Annotated in this window: 17 protein-coding genes, 2 tRNA genes and 1 pseudogene; 14 read left to right on the top strand and 6 right to left on the bottom strand. The window is 62.8% G+C overall.

Going from position 1 to position 22353, the window contains the following annotated elements; all coding sequences use genetic code 11:
• Positions 1-20: 20 nt before the first annotated feature.
• A complete protein-coding gene (locus ACZ5G6_RS17770; protein ID WP_498686934.1) occupies positions 21-2159 on the bottom strand; it encodes a phosphocholine-specific phospholipase C in 2139 nt (712 codons plus the stop codon).
• A 184-nt stretch (positions 2160-2343) separates the two neighbouring features.
• Between ACZ5G6_RS17770 and ACZ5G6_RS17765 the strand changes: the two genes are divergently transcribed.
• A complete protein-coding gene (locus ACZ5G6_RS17765) occupies positions 2344-2868 on the top strand; it encodes a winged helix-turn-helix transcriptional regulator (RefSeq protein WP_223937627.1) in 525 nt (174 codons plus the stop codon).
• Complete coding sequence (locus tag ACZ5G6_RS17760) at positions 2865-4316, top strand: MFS transporter (RefSeq protein WP_498686932.1); 1452 nt, start codon at positions 2865-2867, stop codon at positions 4314-4316. The genes ACZ5G6_RS17765 and ACZ5G6_RS17760 overlap by 4 nt, the downstream gene beginning before the upstream one ends.
• A gap of 58 nt (positions 4317-4374) precedes the next feature.
• On the opposite strand, the gene ACZ5G6_RS17755 is transcribed toward ACZ5G6_RS17760, so the two are convergent.
• Entirely contained in the window at positions 4375-5550 is a 1176-nt protein-coding gene (locus ACZ5G6_RS17755) for an acyl-CoA dehydrogenase family protein (protein ID WP_498686928.1), read from the bottom strand.
• Positions 5551-5678: 128 nt separating this feature from the next.
• Here ACZ5G6_RS17755 and ACZ5G6_RS17750 point away from each other — a divergent pair.
• Positions 5679-6599: pseudogene (locus tag ACZ5G6_RS17750) on the top strand (glycosyltransferase family 87 protein); the annotation flags it as partial.
• Between the two features lie 82 nt (positions 6600-6681).
• Complete coding sequence (locus ACZ5G6_RS17745; RefSeq protein WP_498692016.1) at positions 6682-7065, top strand: hypothetical protein; 384 nt, start codon at positions 6682-6684, stop codon at positions 7063-7065.
• A 19-nt stretch (positions 7066-7084) separates the two neighbouring features.
• Here ACZ5G6_RS17745 and ACZ5G6_RS17740 read toward each other — a convergent pair whose 3' ends face one another.
• From ACZ5G6_RS17740 to ACZ5G6_RS17730, 3 genes are read right to left on the bottom strand one after another with little or no spacing between them, the layout of a single operon-like run.
• Positions 7085-8635 (bottom strand): APC family permease, encoded by a 1551-nt coding sequence (locus tag ACZ5G6_RS17740; protein ID WP_498686927.1) that lies wholly within the window; start codon positions 8633-8635, stop codon positions 7085-7087.
• Positions 8632-9837 carry a glutathionylspermidine synthase family protein gene (locus tag ACZ5G6_RS17735; RefSeq protein ID WP_223934100.1) on the bottom strand — a complete coding sequence of 402 codons (1206 nt, stop codon included), beginning with the start codon at positions 9835-9837 and terminating at the stop codon, positions 8632-8634. Before ACZ5G6_RS17735 ends, ACZ5G6_RS17740 begins: the two co-directional genes overlap by 4 nt.
• Before the next feature lie 2 nt (positions 9838-9839).
• A complete protein-coding gene (locus ACZ5G6_RS17730; protein WP_498686924.1) occupies positions 9840-10508 on the bottom strand; it encodes a Tat pathway signal protein in 669 nt (222 codons plus the stop codon).
• A 151-nt stretch (positions 10509-10659) separates the two neighbouring features.
• Here ACZ5G6_RS17730 and ACZ5G6_RS17725 point away from each other — a divergent pair, with 151 nt between their 5' ends.
• The 9 genes from ACZ5G6_RS17725 to ACZ5G6_RS17685 all read left to right on the top strand — a co-directional run bounded on the left by ACZ5G6_RS17725 (position 10660) and on the right by ACZ5G6_RS17685 (position 19548).
• Positions 10660-12180, top strand: coding sequence for a sensor histidine kinase (locus ACZ5G6_RS17725; RefSeq protein ID WP_498686922.1), 1521 nt, complete (start codon positions 10660-10662; stop codon positions 12178-12180).
• Entirely contained in the window at positions 12177-12851 is a 675-nt protein-coding gene (locus ACZ5G6_RS17720; protein WP_223934094.1) for a response regulator, read from the top strand. The genes ACZ5G6_RS17725 and ACZ5G6_RS17720 overlap by 4 nt, the downstream gene beginning before the upstream one ends.
• Positions 12852-12881: 30 nt before the next feature.
• A complete protein-coding gene (locus tag ACZ5G6_RS17715; RefSeq protein ID WP_498686919.1) occupies positions 12882-13538 on the top strand; it encodes an MOSC domain-containing protein in 657 nt (218 codons plus the stop codon).
• A gap of 417 nt (positions 13539-13955) precedes the next feature.
• A complete protein-coding gene (locus ACZ5G6_RS17710) occupies positions 13956-16127 on the top strand; it encodes a DEAD/DEAH box helicase (RefSeq protein ID WP_498686916.1) in 2172 nt (723 codons plus the stop codon).
• 197 nt (positions 16128-16324) lie between these two features.
• The gene (locus ACZ5G6_RS17705; RefSeq protein ID WP_498686914.1) at positions 16325-16810 is read left to right on the top strand and encodes a LysM peptidoglycan-binding domain-containing protein; all 486 of its coding nucleotides are present in this window, start codon (positions 16325-16327) and stop codon (positions 16808-16810) included.
• Positions 16811-16929: 119 nt separating this feature from the next.
• Positions 16930-17001: transfer RNA gene (locus ACZ5G6_RS17700), tRNA-Thr, on the top strand.
• A 61-nt stretch (positions 17002-17062) separates the two neighbouring features.
• Positions 17063-17136, top strand: a tRNA-Met gene (locus tag ACZ5G6_RS17695).
• 85 nt (positions 17137-17221) lie between these two features.
• Positions 17222-17878: an SDR family oxidoreductase gene (locus ACZ5G6_RS17690; RefSeq protein ID WP_498686912.1), complete on the top strand. Its 657-nt coding sequence runs from the start codon at positions 17222-17224 to the stop codon at positions 17876-17878.
• A 98-nt stretch (positions 17879-17976) separates the two neighbouring features.
• Positions 17977-19548, top strand: coding sequence for a Na+/H+ antiporter (locus ACZ5G6_RS17685; protein ID WP_498686910.1), 1572 nt, complete (start codon positions 17977-17979; stop codon positions 19546-19548).
• 62 nt (positions 19549-19610) lie between these two features.
• Here ACZ5G6_RS17685 and ACZ5G6_RS17680 read toward each other — a convergent pair whose 3' ends face one another.
• Complete coding sequence (locus ACZ5G6_RS17680; RefSeq protein WP_223934083.1) at positions 19611-20834, bottom strand: ROK family protein; 1224 nt, start codon at positions 20832-20834, stop codon at positions 19611-19613.
• Positions 20835-21061: 227 nt separating this feature from the next.
• On the opposite strand from ACZ5G6_RS17680, the gene ACZ5G6_RS17675 reads away from it, so the two are divergent.
• Positions 21062-22336, top strand: coding sequence for an ABC transporter substrate-binding protein (locus ACZ5G6_RS17675; RefSeq protein WP_223934081.1), 1275 nt, complete (start codon positions 21062-21064; stop codon positions 22334-22336).
• Positions 22337-22353 lie beyond the last annotated feature (17 nt).

Raw genomic sequence — 22353 nt, 5'->3', positions numbered from 1 at the left:
TTCAAAGTGTTGCGTTCCGGCTAGCCCGAGATACCTTCCATGCCGTCTTCCTCACGACCGGTTAGGCGCCTCCGGAAGGAAGCATCCTCGGGTGAGGTGACCTGGATGTCGTACCAACCCTGCAGCGTCTCCCAACCGATCTTCTTTGTTTGGCCCGGCTTGAGTTTTACGGTGTCGCTGCCGTCCAGGTACTGCAGGGACTCGAGCTTTAGAGTCACGGACGCTCCTCCGTTATTGCGTACCTCCAGTTCCACCGCCTTGTTACCGCGGCGACCGTTCATGGTGACGTCGACGCCGGCCGCAAGGCCCGCCGTCGAGCCTTTCAGCTCGTACTGGTAGCGGTTGGGACCGGTGACGACGACGTCGAAATCGCTGGACGGGACGGTGAGCTCCACCTTCTGGTTGCCCAAAACGTCCGCATGCCGGGGTTCGGTGACTTCGCCCGCGTAGCCATAGATGGTGAAGTGGCTGGACCGTGTGCCGCTGTTTGCCAGTGCCAGGGTAATTTTGCCGGGCTGAACCGCGGCCGATACTCCGGGCCTGTAGGGCAGCGGACGGGCCGGCCGGCTTCCGGGTTCCTGGATGGGGGCCACCTGGACCGCCGGTGGGTTCGGCCGCCACCTGCTGATCTTGGCAGGCACAGGGCCGGGGTGGTCCAGAACCGGGGGAGTCCCCGGGGAATCGAAGTTAAAGACGCCTGTGAGGTCGCCGCAGACTTCACGGCGCCAAAGCGAGATGTTGGGCTCTTCGACGCCGGTCCAGCGCTCCAGGAAGCGGAGCACGGAGGTGTGGTCGAAGACCTCGGAGCTCACATAGCCGCCTACGGTCCATGGGGAAACGATGGTCATGGGAACGCGCGGGCCCAGGCCTATGGGCCGTGCCGTGGTCCAGTCAGTGGATTCCCCGGACTCCGGGCGTGGTTGGACGGGTGGTGGGACATGGTCGAAGTAGCCGTCGTTCTCGTCGAAGTTGAGGAAGATTGCCGTGGTGTCCCACGTGTCCGGGTTGCTGGCTACGGTGTCCAAAAGCCTGTAGACGAAGTTTGCACTGCCCACTGGCGTGGATGCTCCCGGGTGCTCGGAGTCTGCCGCCGAGGGAACCAGCCAGCTGACTTGCGGCAAAGCGCCATCCTTGATGTCGGTGCTGAGCCGTTGAAGGAGCGTGTCAGGCCGGCCGCGCCACATGGCTTTGTCGAAGAGCGCTTTCTCGGACTCGCTGAGCGAAGCGCGGCCTTGCTCAAGCTGGGCAAGGAGGCGGTCCTGCTCGGCAGGGGTCTTGCCGGCCAGCTTGTCGTAGAACTCCTCGGTGGTGTTGAGGTTGCCCTCTACCGAGGCCAGCATCTTCCTGCCGATTGCCTTGAAGGTTTGGAAGTACTCCACGGCATTGTCCGTGAAGTTGTCCCAGTCCTGATAGATCCTCCAGGAAATACCGGCCTTTTCCAAGCGTTTGGGGTAGGTGGTCCAGTCGTATCCGCCGTGGGTGTAGCTGTAGGCCGCGTTGGTCACGGCCCGCTTGGTGCTTCCTGGCTCGTTGCCCGTGGTGCCGCTCCAGAGGTAGTTGCGGTTGGGATTGGTGGAGCCGTTGACGGAGCAGTGGTAAGCGTCGCAGATGGTGAACGTGTCGGCGAGTTCGTACTGCAAAGGAATGTCTGCACGCTCATAGAAGGTCATGGTGGATGCGCTCTTGGCAGGAACCCATTTATCGCACCAGCCGTTGTTCCACGCCGTCGTAGTACCAGCGAAGGAGTGGTCAAGATCGCCCAGGTACTGGATGTCGGAGCCTGGGCGGCCAGCGAGCTCCGCTGCTTTGCGGAGGGAGAACGGCAGAACGGTCTCGCCCGTTGCCCGTGGCTGCTCGAACATGGACTTGCCATTGGGCAGCCGCGTCACGGACTTGTCGCCATATCCGCGGACGCCACGCAGGGAGCCAAAGTAGTGGTCGAAGGAACGGTTTTCCTGCATCAGCACAATCACGTGCTTGATGGATTGGAGGTTTCCTGGCGGGACTGGCTTGGCCATCGCTGCCTGAACGGATGGAGGCAGCAGCGAGCCGGTGGCGGCAAGCGCCGTCGCTGCTGCCGCGGTGCCCAGGAAGCCGCGGCGGGAAAGCGCGGACCCTCCGGTGGAACGATTAACCAAGTCAGGGGTATTCGAGGACATTCAGGGTGCCTTTCGTGGTCAGAGTTGACGCAGCCAGCCTAGGCAGTCCGGGTAAACCAATGATGAAACTACGGCAAACCAGCGGGGGTGTGTCGCGGAGGTCACATGTGGTTCCAGGTTCAAGATAGGTCAGGACACTGCCGTGGTCTTGGCTTTCTTTAGAAAAGTCATGTACTTTGTCCGCATGCCTCTACGATCCGACTGGTCCGCGCGCACGTGCAGCCTGGCCCGCGGTCTCGATGTCCTGGGCGATCCATGGGGGAGCCTGGTACTCCGCGAGATCTTCTTCGGAAACGGCCGCTTCGAGGCCATCAAACAGCGGCTCGAGGTCGCGGACAACATCCTCAGCAAGCGGCTCAGCTGGCTGCTGGAGAGTGGCTTGCTGGCCCAGCGTCCTTACCAGGATGGGGCCCGGATCCGGCAGGAATACGTGCTCACACCCAAGGGCGAGGACGCTCTTCCGGTCCTGAATGCCATCATCATCTGGGCAGAGAAACACTTGGACGCCCCCAACGCGGTATCCCATATGCGGGTCATCCACACGGACTGCGGACAAGCCACGGCGTCCGCGGACACCTGCACCCACTGTGGCGTCCAACTGACTGCCGCCAATACCAGCTGGCATAGCTTCAAACGCAGCGACCAGCCGATGCCATTGGCCGTCGCGCCGCCCCTAACACCTTCCCTCGAAACGGAGATCTCCGCATGACCGCTCCCGATGTCACAGGAACTCCGACAACTCCGACAAACGCGGCAGAGGTCCCCACCGGTAAGCGCCCTGAAGCTGCCAAGCGCCCTGAACCTGGGAAACGCTCCGGGCGGAGGCTGCACCCGGCCTGGATCGTAGCCGCCGTTGCTTTCCTCGCCTTGGTAGGGGCGGCCGGATTCAGGGCCGCGCCCGGTGTGCTGATGGTCCCGCTTCAAGAGGAATTCGGCTGGTCCACCACGGTCTTGTCCCTTGCGGTGAGCATCAACCTCGTCCTGTTCGGGCTGACTGCCCCGTTCGCCGCGGCCTTGATGGAACGCTTCGGTATACGCAAAGTCACGTCGCTGGCCCTCTGCCTGATTGGCCTGGGATCTGCGCTTACTGTGTTGGTGAACCAGTCCTGGCAGATCCTGCTCACGTGGGGCCTGTTGATTGGCCTGGGAACGGGATCCATGGCCCTCGTCTTCGCGGCGACCATCGCCAACACGTGGTTCGCCAAGAGCCGTGGCCTGGTGATCGGCATACTGACCGCCGGCAGCGCCGCTGGCCAACTCGTGTTCCTGCCCTTCATCGCCGCACTGGCACAGGACCCGGGCTGGAGGGGCGCGTCGCTCCTCATCGCCGCTGGCGCGCTGGCGGTGGTACCACTGGTCCTGCGCTGGTTGCGGAACTCACCGGCCGACGTCGGGGTGTTGCCTTACGGTGCGGAAGCACCTGACGCCAGTACCGCCGGAACAAAGACCACGACGCCGGCCGGTGCGGGGGCGTCGCCACAGCCCGGTCCCGTTACAGCCAAGCCGGATTCGGCGAACGCGGCCGTCCGGGCATTGCAGGTCCTCAAGCGCGCCAGCAAAGTGCGCACGTTCTGGGCGTTGGCTGCGGGCTTCGCCATTTGTGGTGCCACCACCAACGGTCTCATCGGCACGCACTTCATTCCCTCAGCGCACGATCACGGAATGCCCGAAACCACAGCGGCGGGCTTGCTGGCCGTCGTCGGGATCTTCGACATCGTGGGGACCATCGCATCCGGTTGGCTGACCGACCGTTTCAACCCCAAAGTCCTGCTGGCGGTGTATTACCAATTCCGGGGGATCGGTCTTCTGGTGCTGCCGCTGCTGCTGGGCTCATCCGTGGAACCGAGCATGATCATCTTCGTCGTGGTCTATGGCTTGGACTGGGTGGCGACTGTTCCTCCGACTGCAGCCATCTGTCGCTCGGTGTTCGGCGCCGATGGCTCCGTGGTGTTCGGCTGGGTGTTCGCGGCCCATCAACTCGGAGCGGCGGCCGCAGCCCTCGCAGCTGGCTTCATCCGTGACGCCACGGGCCACTACAACTACGCCTGGCTGGGCGCGGCCGCAATGTGCACGGTGGCTGCGGTGATCAGCGCAACCATCCGCAAGGACGCCGCGCGGAAGCAACCCGTGGCGGTCGCCGGCTCCCCAACTGTGTAGCAGCTGAGCGCGTAGTCAGGCATGAAAACGCGCTCAGCTGCTACCTACTTGGGTGGGGTTAGCCGCGGAAGGCGCCGATCCCCGTGATGTGCTGCCCCAGAATCAGGGTGTGGACCTCGTCAGTGCCCTCATAGGTGCGAACTGATTCCAGGTTGTTGGCGTGCCGCAGCGGCGCATACTCCAAGGTGACGCCATTGCCGCCCAGGATGGTGCGGGCCTCGCGGGCGATCTTGATGGCCTCGCGGACATTGTTGAGCTTGCCCAGCGAGATCTGCTGCGGCTGGAGGTGTCCGTCGTCTTTCAGGCGGCCCAGGTGGAGTGCGAGCATGGTGCCCTTCTGGATCTCGAGGAGCATGTTTACCAGCTTCTCCTGGGTGAGCTGATAACCCGCCAGCGGGCGCCCGAACTGCAGTCGCGTCCCGGCGTACTCGAGGGCGGCCTCGTAGGAGTCCCGGGCCGCACCCATCGCTCCCCAGGCGATGCCGTACCTGGCCTCGTTGAGACAGGAGAACGGGCCCCGAAGTCCTATGGCACCCGGGAGGATTGACTCTGGACCCAGCCTCACGCCGTCGAACTTTACGTCGCATTGGATAGATGCACGCATGGAGAGCTTCGGCTCGATCGGTGTGGCCGTGACGCCCCGCGTGCCGGCCGGTACGAGGAATCCCCGGATGCCGTCCTCTGTTTGGGCCCACACCACCATGACGTCGGCAATAGAGGCCAGTCCGATCCAGCGCTTGACGCCGTTGAGCATCCAGCCGTCTGCCGTTTCACGGGCGAACGTGGTCATCGACGACGGGTCCGAACCCGCCGTCGGCTCGGTCAACGCAAAGCAGCCGATCAGCTCACCGGCGGCCATCCGCGGCAGCCACTGTTCTTTCTGTTCCTCTGAGCCCCACTTGTGAATAGCCGTCATGGCGAGCGAGCCTTGCACCGAGACGAACGTGCGGATGCCGGAATCGCCGGCCTCCAGTTCCATGGCTGCCAGGCCATACTCGACGGCGGTGCGGCCGGGGCAGCCATAACCCTCCAGATGCATTCCAAGGACGCCGAGCTCGCCCAACTCGGGGGCGATCTCCCGTGGGAACACTGCGTCCTCATACCAGCGCGCGATATTCGGCCTGATCCGCTGGGTTGTGTAATCCCGCACTTTCTCACGGAGGGCCAGCTCGTCGCTGGTCAACAGGGAATCAAGGGCCAGCACATCCGAGGTGTTCGTCGTTGAATCGCTCATTCCAGCATCCTAAGCGGCTCCACGCCCGGTAAAGGTTGCTCCCGGTAGGTTGCCCGCGGGAAGGTTGCCTCTGGAGTCCGAACGATCGGCCCGTTGGGGGCTCATAAGTAGTATGTATTCGGGAGCCCATGTTCCCCACTGCGCACATGGAAAATATTGGGGGACAAGAAATGGCACTGCCCGTCGTCGACTTACAGGCCAAGGCGGATGCCGAAGTTCCGCGCCCGCCCGCATTCACCGCTTCAAGGGCAATCCGCTGGCTGCCGGTGGCGTTCGTTGTGTTGCCGGTGTGGCTGATGCTTGCCGGCTGGGCCAAGCAGGGCCTGGACTTCAGCGTCTATTGGTTTGGCGGAAGCATCCTCAACGAAGCCGGGGCCTCGCCGTCGGATCTTTACGCCCCCACTGTTGCATGGGCAGGGGGACCGCAACTTCCCTTTACCTACCCGCCCTTCGCGGCCCTCGTCTTCGGCCTGCTGGCACTGTGGCCCCAGCCAGCTGCGCTCATGCTGTTCAACGTGGCCGGGGTTGCGGTCGCAGCCTGGGTTGCCGCCACCATCGTCAAGTACTGGGCATCGAAATCCGACTGGCGTGCAGCGTTGGCACCAGGCCGCAGCCGCTGGTTCGTGGCTGCACTGTTCCTGGCCGTCTTGTTTCTCGGACCGTGGCGCGAGACGTTGGCGTTCGGCCAGATCAACATCCTGCTGATGGGCCTGATGGCCGTCGACTTGCTGGGAGTGGGCTCCCGGGGCCGGGGACTCCAAAGCAGCGGCTTCCTTGTGGGCATCGCAGCAGGTATTAAGCTGACGCCGCTGGTCTTCGGCCTGTATTTCCTGATGCGCAAGGACTGGCGTGGGCTGGCCAACATGGCCATGGGTTTCAGTGGCACAGTCCTTCTGGGATGGCTCCTCAGGCCTGCCGAATCGATCCAGTTCTGGCTTGAAATCCTCCCTGACACGTCCCGAATCGGTGGAGCCGGTTACGTCGACAACCTTTCGATCAAAGGTGCCTTGCTGCACTTCGGTGTTCCACAGGACTCGGTGACGCTTCCGTGGCTCGCCCTCAGCCTGGCCACGGTCGTTGTGGCGGCTTCTCATCCGTTCGGCATCCGCACAGGGTGCCCGCGTCATAGCGATGTCAGCAACGGCCCTAACCATGCTGCTCATCAGCCCGGTCTCGTGGTCGCACCACTGGGTGTGGATGGCAGTGGTCCTTCCGGCCTTTGCCTGGACCATCAAGGAAACCCCGTCCAGGTACATGGCGCAGCGAATCGTGATGGGTGCCGTTCTGGCCGTTTCCGCGTTCGTGTTCTTCTCTTCGCCAAAAACCATTGGAACGGCCCTGGGCGCCGAGGACCTCAACGTCCAGACACCGGGCCTGTGGATCATGGCGTCGAGCGCCGGAGTTTTCTGCGCCGTTGCGATCCTGGTCTGCTGGCTCGTGGCACTGCGGCGGGACACTGTCTTGCCGGACGGCGTGCCCGACCGGCTCCGCCGCTGGGCCATGGCCGCCCGTTAGTTCCAAAGGGAACGCAGCGTTACTCGCCGCGGACCAGCCCGACCTCGGTGTGCTCACCGGTGAAGAAGGCACGCGTCGCAGGTGCGAAGCGGCACACGATGGCAAGCACGACGCCCAGGACCAGGAGTAGGACACCACTCACAAAGGCTCCGCCGATCCCAAAGATCTGGGTGTCCCCGTATTCCGGATCCCACATCTGCACCGCCGAGATGAAGAACGCCACCGTCAGCGAAACCGCGCCCAGGAAGGGCAGGATGCCGCGGAACCACAGGTTGCGGGCAGAATCGCGGAGCGTAGAGCGGAAGAACCATACGCATGAGAAGCCGGTCAGGGCGTAGTAGAACGCGATGAAAAGGCTGATGGCGCTGATCGAGTCGGCCAGCAGGTCCTCGCTGAGGAAGCTCATGGCCACGTAGTACGCCACCGCAGCAACGCCCATGACCTGGGTAGAGAAACCCGGTGTCTGGAACCTTTGGTGGACCTTGCCAAAACGCGCTGGCAGGGCACCATGAACGCCCATGGACAGCGTTCCCCTGGCTGTTGGGAGGATGGTTGTCTGCGTTGAGGACAGCACCGATGCGAGCACAGCCACCACGATCAGCCAACCCCAGGGGCCCAGCACGACGTCCTTCATGGCCAGGAACACGTCATCCTGGTTCGCTTCATTGCCCAGGCCAATGCCATCTGTACCGACACTCGCATACATCATCACCAGCAGGGCGACGGAAACGTAGATTGCCACCAGGACAAACGCCGAGATAACGGCTCCCCGGCCGGGAGTCTTCGCAGGGTTTTCAGTCTCTTCGTTCAGGGCCAGGCACGTGTCCCAGCCCCAGTAGATGAACAGGGCAAGCAGGACCCCGTGAACTACGGCGCTGGGGTCGGCGAACGCCCCCGCGGGGTTGAACCACTCAAGGTCGAATGCCTGGATGGTGGTGTCGCTGCCGTTGGCTCCGCCAGGTGCGCCACCGGCGATCCGGACAATGATGGCCACCGCAAAGATGCCCAGGGAGATGTACTGGATGTAGGTCAAAGTCCGTTGGACGTGCTCACCAAGGCGGATGCCGCGGTGGTTCACGTAGGTCATGAACCCGATGAACAAGACCCCGGTGGCGGTGACCAACCACGTGTTGTCGGCCAGGGAACCGTCGCCGATCAGCAACCACAGGTACTTCCCCGCAATTTGGGCCAAGTTGGCGAGGACTACGATCCCGGCCAACGCCACGCCCCAGCCGCCCAGCCAGGCGGCCCACGGCCCAAAGGCTTTGCGGGCCCAGAAGAACGTGGTGCCGCAATCAGGGAGTGCACTGTTCAGCTCGCGGAAGGCGTAGGCGATGAACAGCACGGGGATGAAGCCAAGAACCAGGATCAGGGGAGTGTAGTTGCCGTTGACGGCGACAATGAGCCCCAGCGTAGCGGCCAGCGAATACACAGGCGCCGTTGACGCCAGCCCCAGCATGACGGAGTCGCCAAGGTCCAGGATGCCTGCATGGAGGCCTTTGGAAGGTACGACGGCGGTACGGTCGCCACCCGCTGAACCGCCGTCCGGCGTCGAAATTTCAGTGCTCAAAGCGCAGCTCCGTAGGAAGTAGTAGTGGGCGCGGCAGGCGCCGGGGCGTCAATGGTGTTGGGAACGAAGCGGCAGAAATAGTCCGTGATGGGGCCATCCGATTCGCGGATACCGCAACCGACGGACTCGCCATCCACCACCCATAGGCCCAGCACCGGGTGGTTCCCCTCGAAGTCAGGGAGTGCGTGGTACTGCTGGAAGCACCACCCTTCACGGCCATAGCCGCCGGGTTGCTGGAGTTCGATGCCGGGGGCGTGGATCCGGATGTTGTCGCCCTCGCGTCCGTGCAGGGGTTTGGCCACCCATTCCTTGAGCGGGCCGGGATCGCCGAGATACGCCGGCAGCAGGTTCTCGTGGCCGGGGTAAAGATGCCAGAGCGCAGCCAGGAGCGCCTTGTTGGACAGCAGCATCTTCCACGCGGGCTCCACCCATCGAGGGTTGTGCGCCCGCGTCAGCAGCCGGTGTCCGAACGGTTCCTTCATCATCAGTTCCCACGGGTACAGCTTGAACATGGTGCTGATCATGAAGTTGTCCAGGTCCACGAAGCGGTTCAGGTTGGGGTCCCAGCCGATGTCGGACATATTGATGCCGATGGTGGTCCACCCGCCCTGGCTCGCTACATCCCGCATATAGGCCGCAGTCATCCAGTCTTCACCGGATTCCTCCGCTTCAGAGTGGGCTACATGGAGGGTGCTCATGCCGGTCCGGAACTGCAGCTTCTTCCACTGCCGGATCAGGGCCTCGTGGATTCCGTTCCACTGGTCCTTTTCCGGGAACACATCCTGTAGCCAGAACCACTGTGCAACGGACGCTTCAATCAGGCCTGTGGGCGTGTCGGCGTTGTACTCCAGCATCTTGGCCGGCCCACCCTTGCCGTCATAGATGAAGTCGAAGCGGCCGTAGATGTCCATGTCCCCGGCCTGCAAGGATTCGCCGGCGAGCTCCAGCGCCTGTTGCCCGATCCCAATTTCGCCCATCGCCCCGGTGGCAAGGTACTTTGCCGCCTCCAGGCACATGAGGTGCATGTCCTCCGCTGTCTTCTCGAGCGTCTCCACCTCGTCCATGGTGAATTCGTAGTACGCCGACTCGTTCCAGTATTCGATTTTGCGGCCGTCGGGCATGGTGGTGGTGGAAAAAACCAGGCCTTGTTCTTCGATCTTCTTTTTCCAGTCCGGCCTGGGCTCGGAGGGCAAACGCTGCACGCCTAGCCTCCCGAGCTTCCGCCGCTTTTGGAACTGCTGCCAAAGCCGCCACGGCTGACGGTTCCGCCCTTGGTGCTGTAGCCCGTGGAGGTCTTGGCGCCCTGCGGAACTGTCTTGGTGTAACTCGGGTAGGCGCTGCGGTTCTGTCCCACAGCGGGCACGCTGGCTCCGCGGGAGTAGAAGTACCAGGCGTAAATGGCAGAACCGCGGCCATCCGAGCTGCTGTTGTTGCATTGGGTATCGTCTACGCGCTCGCCGGTTTCATCGTTGAAACAGACCTGCGCGTAGTCGGCCTCTTGCTCACTGCTGGCAACAACGGCGGTGATGGTTCCGGCCAGAAGGGCGGTAACGCCCAAACCCACGACGACGGTGCGGCGCCGGGAGCGCTTCTTCCGTGCCTCTGCCTGGGCTGATTCGCGTTCACGTTCCTTGGCGAACGGATCAATGATCGGAAGGGGTCCGCCTGGCTCCGGGTGGGATGCATCGGGCCTGGGGGAGCCAGGCTTGTGTCCGTTTGGCGTTTCGTTCTGGTCGTCAACGGCAGGCGGGATCAACTCGGGGTGAAGCTCGGGCTTGGGCACTTGCCATGGTGGTGGCTTGGGCGGATTCCTGGCCGCGTCCGAGCCATTGCCTGAACCGCCGTTGCCTGCGGCGCCTTCTTTCGGGTCCATGTATATCCCCCTGGATAGACCGTTGGAGTGTCCGACGCCATGCCGGACCAGATGCTGAAAGCAAGCCTAGTCCTTGAGCGGAGCGCGGGCACTGGTCTCAGAGCAGGGTGGGCAGAACTGCCCACCCTGCCAATCGTGGAAGGATGTAGCCATGCCAGGTCCTGAAGCACAAAGCACCGAAGCCGACGCCGTTCTCCTGCGTCTTCCCGCGGTTCGGGGCATCGGCCGTGGACGTGTTGCCACAGGCCTTTTCCTGGCCCTGCTGTTGCCGCCCGGCGTCGAAGTACTGGTCACTTTGCTGGGCTTCCGCAACTTCGCCATGATCATGCTCCTTCAGCTGGCAGCAGCCGTGGCCGTTGCCGCAATCGGAGGCCTGTGGCCGGCCGTGGTCGCAGCGGTGCTGGGCAGTTTCCTCTTGAACTACTTCTCCGCCGAACCCGTTGGTTCGCTGTCCATCGCTGATCCCACCACCCTCTTCACCCTTGTGGTTTTCCTGGCTGTGGCCTGCGGCGTGGCGCTCGCGGTGGGACTGGCAAGCCGCAGGGCCCAGGAAGCTGCGAGGTCCGAGGCAGAGGCCACGGCCCTGAGCGAGTTGGCCCTGCGCATCCTTAGCTCGGACGGCAGCCTTGAGTCCTTCCTTGAAAAGGTCCGCGGCAACCTCGGCATGGAAGCTGTGACATTGTTGGGTTCCCCCACCCCGGACAGCGTCACAGTGCCAGGGGCGCCGCCACAGTGGCGGGTCCTTGCGAGTGCCGGCCCCAATCCGCCGGTGACCCACGCCGCGGCCGACCATGCCGCCGTCGTCGATCCCCACTACACGCTGTTGTTGCGCGGCGGTGCGCTGTCTTCGCAACACCAGCGGCTGCTGGCCGCCTTCGGAGCGTTCGTGGTTGCCGTGCGTGAGCGGCAGCAACTGGTCAAGAGCCGGCGGGACAACCTTCGCCTGGCCGAGGGAAACAAGATGCGCACGTCCATCCTTCGTGCCGTTTCGCATGACTTGCGGACGCCGCTGGCCGGCATCAAACTGGCTGTCAGCAGCCTGCGGCAGGAAGAGGTCCAGTTCCCGCCGGACGTGGAGAAGGAGTTGCTGGAGACAATCGAGAATTACGCCGATCGCCTGGACCATTTGGTGGACAACCTGCTGGATATGTCCCGGATTACCGCCGACGCCGTGAACCCGTTGCTCGCGGGCACCACGTGGGCTGAAATTCTGCCTGAAGCACTACGCGGGATCCCGAAGGACCGGATACGCAACGAGCTGCAACCCAACCTTCCGCCGGTAACGGCTGATGCCGGAATGCTGGAGAGCGTGGTGGCCAACATCGTTGAAAACGCAGTGAAATACGCGCCGGGTTCGGACGTTGTCCTCACTGCGCGTGCAGGCGCAGGGATCACCGTGGGGGACAGGCCTGCCAGCGAACTGAGGATCGTGGACCACGGCAGCGGAGTGGGACACAACGAGGTGCTTGAGATGTTCCAGCCATTCCAGCGGCTTGGCGATTCGCCTGCCCCCGCAAGCGCCGGCGGTGGAATCGGCCTGGGACTTGCGGTGGCCAAAGGTTTTACGGAAGCCATGGGAGGCACGCTTATGGCGGAGCCGACGCCAGGTGGCGGCCTGACCATGGTGGTTACGCTGCCGTTGTGGACCGGTCACGGCGGGGGCAGGGCATGACCCGGGTGCTGATAGTTGAGGACGAAGCCCAGATTGCGCGGGCAATGCAGGTCACCTTGCAGGCCCATGGCTATCAGGCAGTGACCGTGGGAAACGGCGCCGACGCCTTGAACGCGGTGGCGAAACAAAGCGTGAATATTGTTGTGCTGGACCTTGGCTTGCCGGACATGGACGGAGTGGAGATCATCCGCCGCATCCGCGGGTGGAGCAGCATGCCCATCATCGTCTTGTCCGCCCGGCATGCCTCGGAGGACAAAGTTGAAGCGCTCGACGCCGGCGCGGACGACTACGTGACCAAGCCTTTCGGACTGGATGAACTGCTTGCGCGGCTTCGGGTTGCCTCGCGCCGGGTCCTCACCGATCGTGAAGAACCTACCTTGGCGACGTCGGACTTCATGGTGGACCTGGCCGGCAAGAAAATCGTGAAGGATGGTTCAGAGGTGAGGCTGACGCCCACCGAGTGGAACATCCTGGAGTTGCTGGTCCGGAACAAGGGGAAGCTCGTGAGCCAGCAGCAGATCCTGACGCAGGTCTGGGGTCAGGCCTATGCCAAGGAGACCCAATATCTGCGGGTCTATATTGCCCAGTTGCGGCGAAAGCTGGAGCGGGACCCGGCCGCGCCGCGTCACTTGCACACCGAAGCGGGAATGGGTTACCGGTTCGATCCTTAAATCCGGCCCTTCGTCCGTAAACTGTTGTCCATGAACACCGCATCCCTCCTCGCTGTCTGCCGGGTCCACCAGCTGTTGCCGGACCCGGAAGGAAGCGTTGGCGTCACCGCGATCGATAAGCGTCCCGTGGAAGGCCCCGTCAAGATCCACAAGCTCGGGGTCCATGGCGACGTCCAGGCAAACCGGTTCGATCACGGGGGCGAAGACCAGGCGCTTTACGCCTATTCCCAGGCAGACGCCGACTACTGGTCCACGGAACTGCATCGTGAGCTTCCAGCCGGGGTGTTCGGGGAGAACCTGCGCGTGGCCGGAATCGAAACCACGGGAGCCGTGATTGGTGAACGCTGGAAGATCGGTCTGGATGTGGAAGTGGAAGTGACGTCCCCTCGGGTCCCGTGCGCCACGTTCCAGCGCTCGCTGGATGAGCCGCAATGGGTGAAGCGCTTCACGCAGGCCGGACGGGTGGGAACATACCTGCGCGTGATCAAGACCGGGACGGTCTCTGCGGGAGACCACATTCACCGGCTGTTCGTACCGAAGCATGGCATTACCGTTGGCCAGTGGTTCAGCGAGCCCACGCCGGACATGGTCCAGGCCCTGCTCGACGCCGAAGCGGACGGTGAGGTCCGGCTTCAGGATGAATACCATCACAAGTTCGAGAAAGTCCTGCGTCGGAACGGGCTGTAAGGCTTGTTGAACTGGCTGTAGTGCTTCATGGAGGCCCCTTAGAGTTCGGGTGTGTTCAAGCTCACCCTGGCTTCATCAGCCCTCAACTCGCGGTAACGACCCTCTGTGCCCTACACTTGAAATATCCCCCACTCCGGAAATCCCTTTATCCTGCCCAATTCTTGAGGCAGGACTGGTAAGTGTTGGGGCCCGCAAATGTGTGCGGGCATTTTCATAGGGAGAGCCGGCTAAAGAAAACGCTGTACAGACTGCTGGGATAGCAGCCAAGAGATGCAGCGGGAAGTCCTGCCATGGGATTGCGATAGCGCCGGACTTCTTGCGAAAGCAGGGCACCTTTGCCCGGCTCTTCGCGACGAGTAATGCGGCCAAGCCCAACCGGGCCGCGCCGACTGCCCTATGGATGAGGAATTTCCCCCTATGACCGAAAATCTCAACGAAAACTTCGATGCCCCGAACGCTGAGTCTGCTGACGTAGCAGGGACCGCCGCTGAAGGCACCGTAGTAGAAGCACCGGCTGCCGCCGCTGCCCCCGTCGAGACCGCTGCACCCGAGTCTGCAGCCCCTGCCTTCACCGAAGCTCCTGCCCCGAAGGCAGAGGACGAGGAAGAAGAAGGCGTCCGCTTCGTCGATCTTGGCATCGATGGCCGCGTTTTGGCCGCGTTGCAGGATGTCGGGTACGAAAAGCCGTCCCCCATCCAGGCAGCCACCATCCCGCTGCTGCTTGAAGGCCGCGACGTCGTCGGCCTGGCCCAGACCGGTACCGGCAAGACTGCAGCCTTCGCTGTCCCCGCACTGTCCCGCCTGGCCGAGCTGCACGACCTCAACGGCCCGTCCCGCAAGACCCAGGCATTGGTCCTGGCGCCGACGCGTGAACTCGCCCTCCAGGTTGCTGAAGCCTTCACTTCCTACGCCAAGCACATTGACGATTTCACTGTCCTCCCGGTTTACGGTGGGTCCGCTTATGGCCCCCAGCTGGCCGGCCTCCGCCGCGGTGCGCAGGTTGTTGTCGGTACCCCCGGCCGTGTAATCGACCACATTGCCAAGGGCTCACTGGACCTTTCCGAACTCCAGTACCTTGTGCTGGACGAGGCTGACGAGATGCTGCGCATGGGCTTCGCCGATGACGTTGAGCAGATCTTCCAGCAGACTCCGGAAACCCGCCAGGTTGCGCTGTTCTCTGCCACCATGCCGGGCCAGATCCGCCGCATGTCCAAGCAGTACCTGAACAACCCTGCTGAAATCTCGGTGAAGTCCAAGACCACCACCGGCGCCAACACCAAGCAGCGTTACCTCCAGGTCATGGGCCCGCACAAGCTGGACGCCCTGACCCGCATCCTCGAGGTTGAAGAGTTCGACGGCGTCATCGCCTTCGTGCGTACCAAGATGGCCACCGAGGACCTGGCTGACAAGCTGAAGGCCCGCGGTTTCCAGGCTGCCGCCATCAATGGCGACATCCCGCAGCAGCAGCGTGAACGCACTGTTGACGCGCTGAAGGAAGGCCGCATCGACATCCTGGTTGCTACCGACGTCGCAGCCCGTGGTCTTGACGTTGAGCGCATCAGCCACGTCATCAACTACGACATCCCCCACGACACCGAGTCCTACGTCCACCGCATCGGCCGCACCGGCCGTGCAGGCCGTTCCGGTGACGCCATCCTGTTCATGACGCCGCGCGAGAAGTACCTGCTGCGTTCCATCGAGAAGGCCACGCGCCAGCCGGTGGAGCAGATGCACCTGCCCACCGCCGAGACCGTGAACACGCTGCGCCTGGGCAAGTTCGCCGAGCGAATCACCGAGACCCTCGAGTCCGAGGATGTTGCAGCGTTCCGCGACCTCATTTCCTCCTACGAGGAAGAGCACAACGTACCGGCCTCGGAGATCGCCGCTGCACTTGCGGTCATGGCCCAGGGCGGTCAGCCCCTGCTGGTGAAGGAACTGCCTGCAGCTCCTGAGTTCCAGAAGCGCGAGCGCTCCAAGGACGGCTTCGGCTCCCGTGGCCCGACCCGTGCACTCACCGAGGGCAACGCAACCTACCGGATCGCCGTCGGACGCCGCCAGCGCGTCATGCCGGGCTCGATCGTGGGCGCCATTGCCAACGAAGGCGGCATCTCCTCTGCACAGATCGGTGGCATCGATATCCGCTCGGACCACTCCCTGGTGGAGCTTCCGGCTGACCTTAGCCCCGAGCAGCTGCGCGCACTATCCCGCACCCGTATTGGTGGCGAACTGATCCACCTCGAGCTGGATAACGGACGCAAGCCCAGCGGCGACCGTGGCGGTTACTCCGGCGGTGGCGCAGGTGGACGTGGTGGCTACGGCGACCGCGAAAACCGTGGCGGCGGCAACTTCAAGGGCAGCGGTGGGTTCAAGAAGGACTTCCGTAAGTCCGAGGGCGGCGAGCGTTCCTCTGCCGACCGTGGTGGCCGCACCTACAGCGACCGCTCCGAGCGCACTGCAGGCAGCTTCGGCGACCGTGACCGCGGCCAGTCCAGCGGCTCGCGCTTCGGTGGCCATGGGGACGGCGCCCGCAAGCCCCGCAGCGGTGGCGAAGGCGGACACCGCGACTTCAACCGCAAGGGCAAATGGTAAACACCGCCAAGTGGTAAATACTGCCAAGTGGTAATCACTAAGTAGTCCCGTCAGGGGTCGGCTTTTGGGCCGGCCCCTGATGTGTTTAACGCTGGTAAACGGTGCGGTGGAAGGCACTCCGCCGTACGATCAAAGTGCTACGAGCCGCGTAGCTGCGAAGAGCCTGACGGTCGCAAGCTGAATGTAGGAGGGTTCCCATGGGATTGCTCGACAACTTGAAGAAGAATCTTGGCCTTGGTGAGAAGGATCACAGGGGTCAGGTTGCGCCCACCGCCCCGGAAGCTGCTGCGGACCAATCTGCTGCCGACCAGGCCGCAGAGGACGCTGCCGCCGTCGGGACTTCGAGCAAGGCCGCCGGAGAAGCTGCTGCAGCCCAGGCGGCCGAGCAGCAGGAGGCCGCCAATGCTGCGGGCGCTCAGATCGCCGGAGAGGCTGGCTTGGAACCAGAAGCCCCGGAGGTCCAGCCATTGGCCCAGCAGGCGGCTGCTGAGGCCGCTGCCGAGGCAGGACAGCGCGGTCCAGTCGCCCCACGTGTCACGGAAGTTGTGGTGGAGCCCGGCGACACCATGAGGGGTATCGCTGCACAGTTCGGTGTGGACCTCGGTGCCCTGATCGCGACCAACGCCGACACTGTGCCCAACCCGGATCTCATCTACCCCGGGCAGGTGCTTCGCCTGCCCTGATTTTGGCCGGTATCTGGATCAGGAAAACGGCCTCTGCGCAAATTGTGTCGGCGCCGTTTTTCCCCGGATTTTCGCCGATTTGTAGCTTCTGAAAACGTCCGGTAGAGTATTTACTCGTTGCCCCCCTAGCTCAGTGGTAGAGCGCGTTCTTGGTAAGAACGAGGTCACCGGATCGATTCCGGTGGGGGGCTCTGAATGAGGGCCTGTGTCAAGGCGGTTTTGACCGGCTTGACACAGGTTTTTCTCATTCGTGGCGGTGTAGCTCAGTTGGTTAGAGCGCACGACTCATAATCGTGAGGTCGGGAGATCGAGCCTCCCCACCGCTACAGAGCAAGGCCCCGCAGGTATCACCTGCGGGGCCTCTTCATTTCCCCGCCCGCGCCAACTTCCCATGTGGGACAGAATGGGTGCATGAGCCGAATCGCAATCATTGGCGGCCACGGCAAAGTGGCCCTGCATTTGTCCCGCATTCTTAGTGGCGAAGGTCACGACGTCACGTCTTTCATTCGAAATCCCAACCACGTGGCAGACGTCACGGAGACGGGCGCTGCTGCGCAGGTCCTGGACGTGGAAAACTCGACGACGGCGGAGCTCGCCCAGGCGCTGAAAGGCCACGACGCCGTGGTCTGGTCAGCAGGAGCCGGTGGCGGCAACCCGGCCAGGACGTATGCAGTGGACCGGGACGCCGCTATCCGATCCATGGACGCAGCCCAAGAGGCCGGCATTAAGCGCTATGTGATGGCGTCCTACATCGGCAGTTCAAAGGATCACGGCGTTTCCGAGGACCACCCCTTCTTCCCCTACGCGGAGTCCAAGGCCGTGGCTGATGATTACCTGCGGAGCACCGGACTGGACTGGACCGTGCTGGGACCGGGAACCCTGACGGAGGAGCCCGCCTCCGGGATGATCGATGTCAATCCAGCACACCCGGGCAATGGTACGCAGACTTCCCGTGCGAACGTTGCCCTGGTGGCGGCTGCAGTTCTGGAACTTCCTGGCACCATCCACCGGACCATCACTTTCAAGGACGGATCAGTCGACGTGGTGGATGCACTGACGGCGGAATGAAGCTGGCAGGGGATCCATGGACCCCGGGATATGTTGGTAGGTAGCTTCTGCGGGCCACGTCTGCGGTGGGCACGTACAACTTCTGGGGAAGCAGGAATATGGATCAGCTGGCACTCATTGTCGGATTGCTGCTTGCGACGGTGCTGGCTGTGGGCTTGGGGGACAGGCTTCGGCTTCCGTACCCGGTCCTGATGCTGCTTCTGGCTGTTGCGCTGACGTTCATTCCAGGCTTCCCTGAGTTGGAGATTACGCCGGAGTTGATCCTGCCGATCTTCCTCCCGCCGCTGCTTTTTGCCACCGCGCAGAAGAGTTCCTGGGCCGTTTTCCGGGTGCGTTGGCGGACGTTGCTGCTGATGGCTGTCGCTTTGGTGGTGGTTTCCACCGTAGTGGTGGCTGGTGCAGCATGGCTCATGATTCCTGGCATTGGCATCCCGGCGGCGATTGCATTGGGAGCCATGGTGGCGCCGCCGGATCCGGTCGCAGTGGAGTCAGTAGCTGGCCGCGTGCATATGCCCCGACGGCTCATCACCGTTCTGCAGAGCGAGGGCCTTTTCAATGATGCCGCCGCCATCGTGATTTTCCAGGCAGCGGTCGCCGCCACGGTGTCTGGTAGCGAAGTGGGGCCCAATGTCATCCTGCAATTTGTGATGGGTGCTGCTTTGGCGGTGGTCATCGGCATCGCCATGGGCTGGCTGACCAAGTTCATCTCCAAGCTTGTGACATCCATGGTTGCCCGCAGCGCAGTCACGCTAGTTGTTCCCTTCGCGGCATACATTCTGGCGGAAGAGCTGCACGCGTCAGGTGTGGTGGCCGTCGTCGTGACTGCCCTGGAACTGCAACGCCACGCACGGCCGCAGGACGCTGCCGAGCGCATTACGCGGACAGCCTTCTGGGATGTGGTGGAGCTGCTGGCAACCGGCCTGGCCTTCGGCCTGGTGGGCTTGGAAATCAGGCACGTTATCCGTGACGAGGGGACGGCCATTTTCGGGATGATCGGCGCGGCTGTGGTGATCTGCATCCTGGTGTTCGCCGTTCGCTACCTATGGCTCGGACTGCTTGCGCTGACCGCCCATCGGCGGCGGAATCTCCTGCAGCCAACCTCACCCAAAGAAGTACTCATCCTGACGTGGTGTGGAATGCGTGGCCTGGCAACACTGGCCCTCGCCTTGGCGCTCCCGCTGACACTGCCTGATGGCAGCGACTTCCCGGCGCGCCACGAAATCCTGGTCACCGCCTGCGCCGTGCTTCTGGCCACCTTGGTACTGCCTGGCCTGACGCTTCCGTGGCTGATGCGGGTCCTCAACGCCATGGAGGACGGTTCACATGAAAAGGACGCTGCCCGCGTGCTGGCCAAACGTGCCCAGTCGGCAGCGGTAGCGGCGCTGAAGGACCACGAGCTCATGAAGGAGCTCCCTGCGGACAAGGTGGCACTGGTCAAGGAAAAGATGCGCCGCCTCCATGCCGAGCTGCTGGATGGGACGTTGCGGAACGAGTCGGCCGCGGAGAAACGCAAACGAGGGCGTGAACTAGCCATCGCCGTGCAGACGATCGCGCTGGATGCCGCCCGCCAGGAAGTGGTGTACGCACGCAATGAGCCGGGTACCGATCCTGAGGTGGCGGACCGCGTTCTCAGGCAGCTGGACCTGCGCACCATGTCCATGCCGGAGTAGCGATTCCGGCAGCCAGGTGGCAGTCGGGTGGCAGCCGGGTGGCAGCAAAGAACCTGGAAGGGTCAGGAAGCGTCCGCGTGTTTCGGCAGTGATGCGGGGTAAAGGTCCAGTGCATGCTCTTCGACATAGTCCAAGGCATGGCGGATCGCGCCGAGGGACACAATGCCGTCGCCCAGAATGGATGTTGCCAGGCGCGGGGGAGTGAAGGTGAAGTCCGGCAACTGCTTCCCGATGTCCGGGAGCAAGGCGTGGACTGACGCTGCGACGCCGCCGGCAATAACCACAAGCTCAGGGTTGACCAATGTGCTGATGGAGCCGATGACGCGGGCCATGCGGTGCGCCACACGATCAAGGGCGATACGGGCGGCGCGGTCACCGTCCGCGGCTGCCTTGAAAACCATCTCTGCCGTCAGGGCCGCAGGATCGCCGCCACAGAGCAACCGCAGGGTCGTGCCGGAGTCATCGGCAAGGGCTTCCCGCCCCCACAGCGCAGCGTAGTGGGCGATGCCGTAGGTGTCGCCTACGCCGTCCACGTTGTCGAGGTATCCCAGTTCGCCAAAGCCACCAACTTGCCCATGGAGCAATCGGCCCGACTCGAGGATGCCGGAACCCAGGCGGTCTCCGGCGAGCATGACCACCAGGTTGTCGACTCCTTGCGCCGTGCCCTGCCACCTTTCTGCGAGGGCTGCAAGGTTGGCGTCGTTTTCGAGGAGTACCTGCCAACCATGCCGCTCGGACACAATCCGGCGGACATCAAATGACTTCCAGAATTCCTGGGCCGTGAGCACCTCTCCGTCGCGGCTGACGGGAGCGGCAACACCAACAGAAACAGCAAGAACAGAGTCAGCGGTTACGCCGGCTTTTTCCAGGGCATCCGCCGCGATCCGGTCCAGCACATCGGCGCGCTCATCGGCAGGTACGTTGTAAGCGCGGAAGGGCATCGTCACCTGGGACAAAGGTTTTCCGGCCATGTCAGCCACAATCGTGGTGATCTTGTTGGCGCCGATGTCGATTCCGAGCACGCTGGCCGCGCTGTCGTCGAAGATAAAGCGGCGTGCCGGCCTGCCTTTGACGTAGTCTCCGGCACCTCGCTGGTTTTCCAGTTCCTGCAGCCATCCGAGCCGGACAAGTTCGTCGCAGATCGAAATGACGGTGGCGCGTGAGAGTCCGGTGGAAGCCATCAGTTCCGTGCCTGTGACTACTCCCGCACCACGCATTGCCTTCAGCATCGCGCCGGCGTTGACCCTGCGTACCAGCTGTGTTGACGGCGCAGTCCCGATCACCATTGATGCTCCTTCCAGCCGCCCTTCCGGTGATAGAGCGGTCTCTCTAAATTTAGTGCATAAATTTAGATGACGACGCATTTCCACCAAAAGCTTGACCATGTGGCGCTGCTCACTAAATACTAGCGATAGGTCATAAATTTACCCCCTATCTAAACTTCGGGTTGAGCTTGACGCGACCACTTCCCCGCGGCATAGCGGCCACTCGGAATCCGCACGACGAAAGGACTATGGAGTCTGTGAAAGCTACGCGCAAGAAACGCATGGCAGCGATGGGCCTGGGGCTGGCCCTGCTGGCCGGCCTCCTCTCGGGCTGCACCGGGGACCCTGGCAAAGAGACCATCCGCTTCACCTTCAGCAAGCGGGAGGCCATCGGCTTCATGACCAAACTCGTTGCCGACTACAACGCTTCCCAGAACGAAGCCGAGGTAGTACTGGACACATCGGGCGTCGACGTCGTGTCGGCAAGTTTCGTCCGCGGCAATCCACCGGACATCGCGCTTGCAAACTACAACATGGAGACTTCCCGCTTTGTCCAGCGCGGAGCGTTGAGCGACCTGTCCGGTACCGAGGCCGCATCCCACATCCGGGAGGACCTTCAACCGCTCATGGACCAGTACGGTTCATATCCGGGTCGGACCAGTGCCCTGCCGTACTCGGTCATGGCATCCTCCGTGATCTACAACAAGGAAATCTTCGCTGCGCACAACATAGCTGTGCCGAAGACGTGGAGTGAGATGATCGCGGCGTGCGAGGCGCTGAAAGCCGCTGGCGTGACGCCCTTCTATGCCACATGGAAGGATGACTGGACCATCGCCCAAGGGTGGTTTGACTACTCGGTAGGTGGTCAGGTGGACACCATTGACTTCTTCAAGAAGCTTGCTGCCGAAGGCACGGAAGTTGGGCCGCAGTCCTCCGTGTCATTCCAGAAGGACTTCAACCAGCCGGTCGAGAAGATGCTGACGCTCGCAAAGAGCTACGTCAACAAGGATGCTGCAAGCCGGGCCTACGGTGACGGTAACCTCGCGTTCTCACAAGGCAAGGCCGCAATGTACATGCAGGGACCCTGGGCCTTCAGCGAGATCGCCAAGACCGCGCCGGACCTCAAACTCGGGACCTTTCCGCTCCCTATGACCGAGGACCCCAAGGACTTGCGCGTCCGCGTGAATGTGGACCTGGCGGCCTGGATTCCGGAGGCGTCCAAGCACAAGGACGCTGCGCGTAACTTCCTGGAGTACCTGTACCGGCCGGAGGTGATCGATGCCTACAACAAATCACAGTTGGGCTTCACACCCACCAAGGACTCTGCAAATGTCCCGGACCCCCGGATAGAGGGAATGGTGGAGTACTACGAGAATTCGCAGGTTTATCAGGGCCCATCGGTGCTGGTTCCGCGCACCATCCCGATCATGAACTACACGCAGGCAATCGTGTTCGGCGCGTCCCCTGCATCCACCCTCCGCACACTCGACGCAGATTGGGCGCGCCTGGCGTTCCGCCAGTAGTGCCGAACACAGGAAGT

The sequence above is a fragment of the Arthrobacter sp. TmtSoilC51 genome (assembly GCF_055388015.1).
Note: the sequence above shows the minus strand (reverse complement) of the source record. Positions and strands in the feature narration are given on the sequence as shown.

Coding starts and splice junctions, on each gene's coding strand:
- ACZ5G6_RS17715 (WP_498686919.1), top strand. CDS start 12,882: ATGAACACCGCATCCCTCCTCGCTGTCTGCCGGGTCCACCAGCTGTTG.
- ACZ5G6_RS17730 (WP_498686924.1), bottom strand. CDS start 10,508: ATGGACCCGAAAGAAGGCGCCGCAGGCAACGGCGGTTCAGGCAATGGC.
- ACZ5G6_RS17755 (WP_498686928.1), bottom strand. CDS start 5,550: ATGAGCGATTCAACGACGAACACCTCGGATGTGCTGGCCCTTGATTCC.
- ACZ5G6_RS17745 (WP_498692016.1), top strand. CDS start 6,682: ATGTCAGCAACGGCCCTAACCATGCTGCTCATCAGCCCGGTCTCGTGG.
- ACZ5G6_RS17675 (WP_223934081.1), top strand. CDS start 21,062: ATGGAGTCTGTGAAAGCTACGCGCAAGAAACGCATGGCAGCGATGGGC.
- ACZ5G6_RS17705 (WP_498686914.1), top strand. CDS start 16,325: ATGGGATTGCTCGACAACTTGAAGAAGAATCTTGGCCTTGGTGAGAAG.
- ACZ5G6_RS17770 (WP_498686934.1), bottom strand. CDS start 2,159: ATGTCCTCGAATACCCCTGACTTGGTTAATCGTTCCACCGGAGGGTCC.
- ACZ5G6_RS17690 (WP_498686912.1), top strand. CDS start 17,222: ATGAGCCGAATCGCAATCATTGGCGGCCACGGCAAAGTGGCCCTGCAT.
- ACZ5G6_RS17765 (WP_223937627.1), top strand. CDS start 2,344: ATGCCTCTACGATCCGACTGGTCCGCGCGCACGTGCAGCCTGGCCCGC.
- ACZ5G6_RS17710 (WP_498686916.1), top strand. CDS start 13,956: ATGACCGAAAATCTCAACGAAAACTTCGATGCCCCGAACGCTGAGTCT.
- ACZ5G6_RS17720 (WP_223934094.1), top strand. CDS start 12,177: ATGACCCGGGTGCTGATAGTTGAGGACGAAGCCCAGATTGCGCGGGCA.
- ACZ5G6_RS17685 (WP_498686910.1), top strand. CDS start 17,977: ATGGATCAGCTGGCACTCATTGTCGGATTGCTGCTTGCGACGGTGCTG.
- ACZ5G6_RS17725 (WP_498686922.1), top strand. CDS start 10,660: ATGCCAGGTCCTGAAGCACAAAGCACCGAAGCCGACGCCGTTCTCCTG.
- ACZ5G6_RS17680 (WP_223934083.1), bottom strand. CDS start 20,834: ATGGTGATCGGGACTGCGCCGTCAACACAGCTGGTACGCAGGGTCAAC.
- ACZ5G6_RS17760 (WP_498686932.1), top strand. CDS start 2,865: ATGACCGCTCCCGATGTCACAGGAACTCCGACAACTCCGACAAACGCG.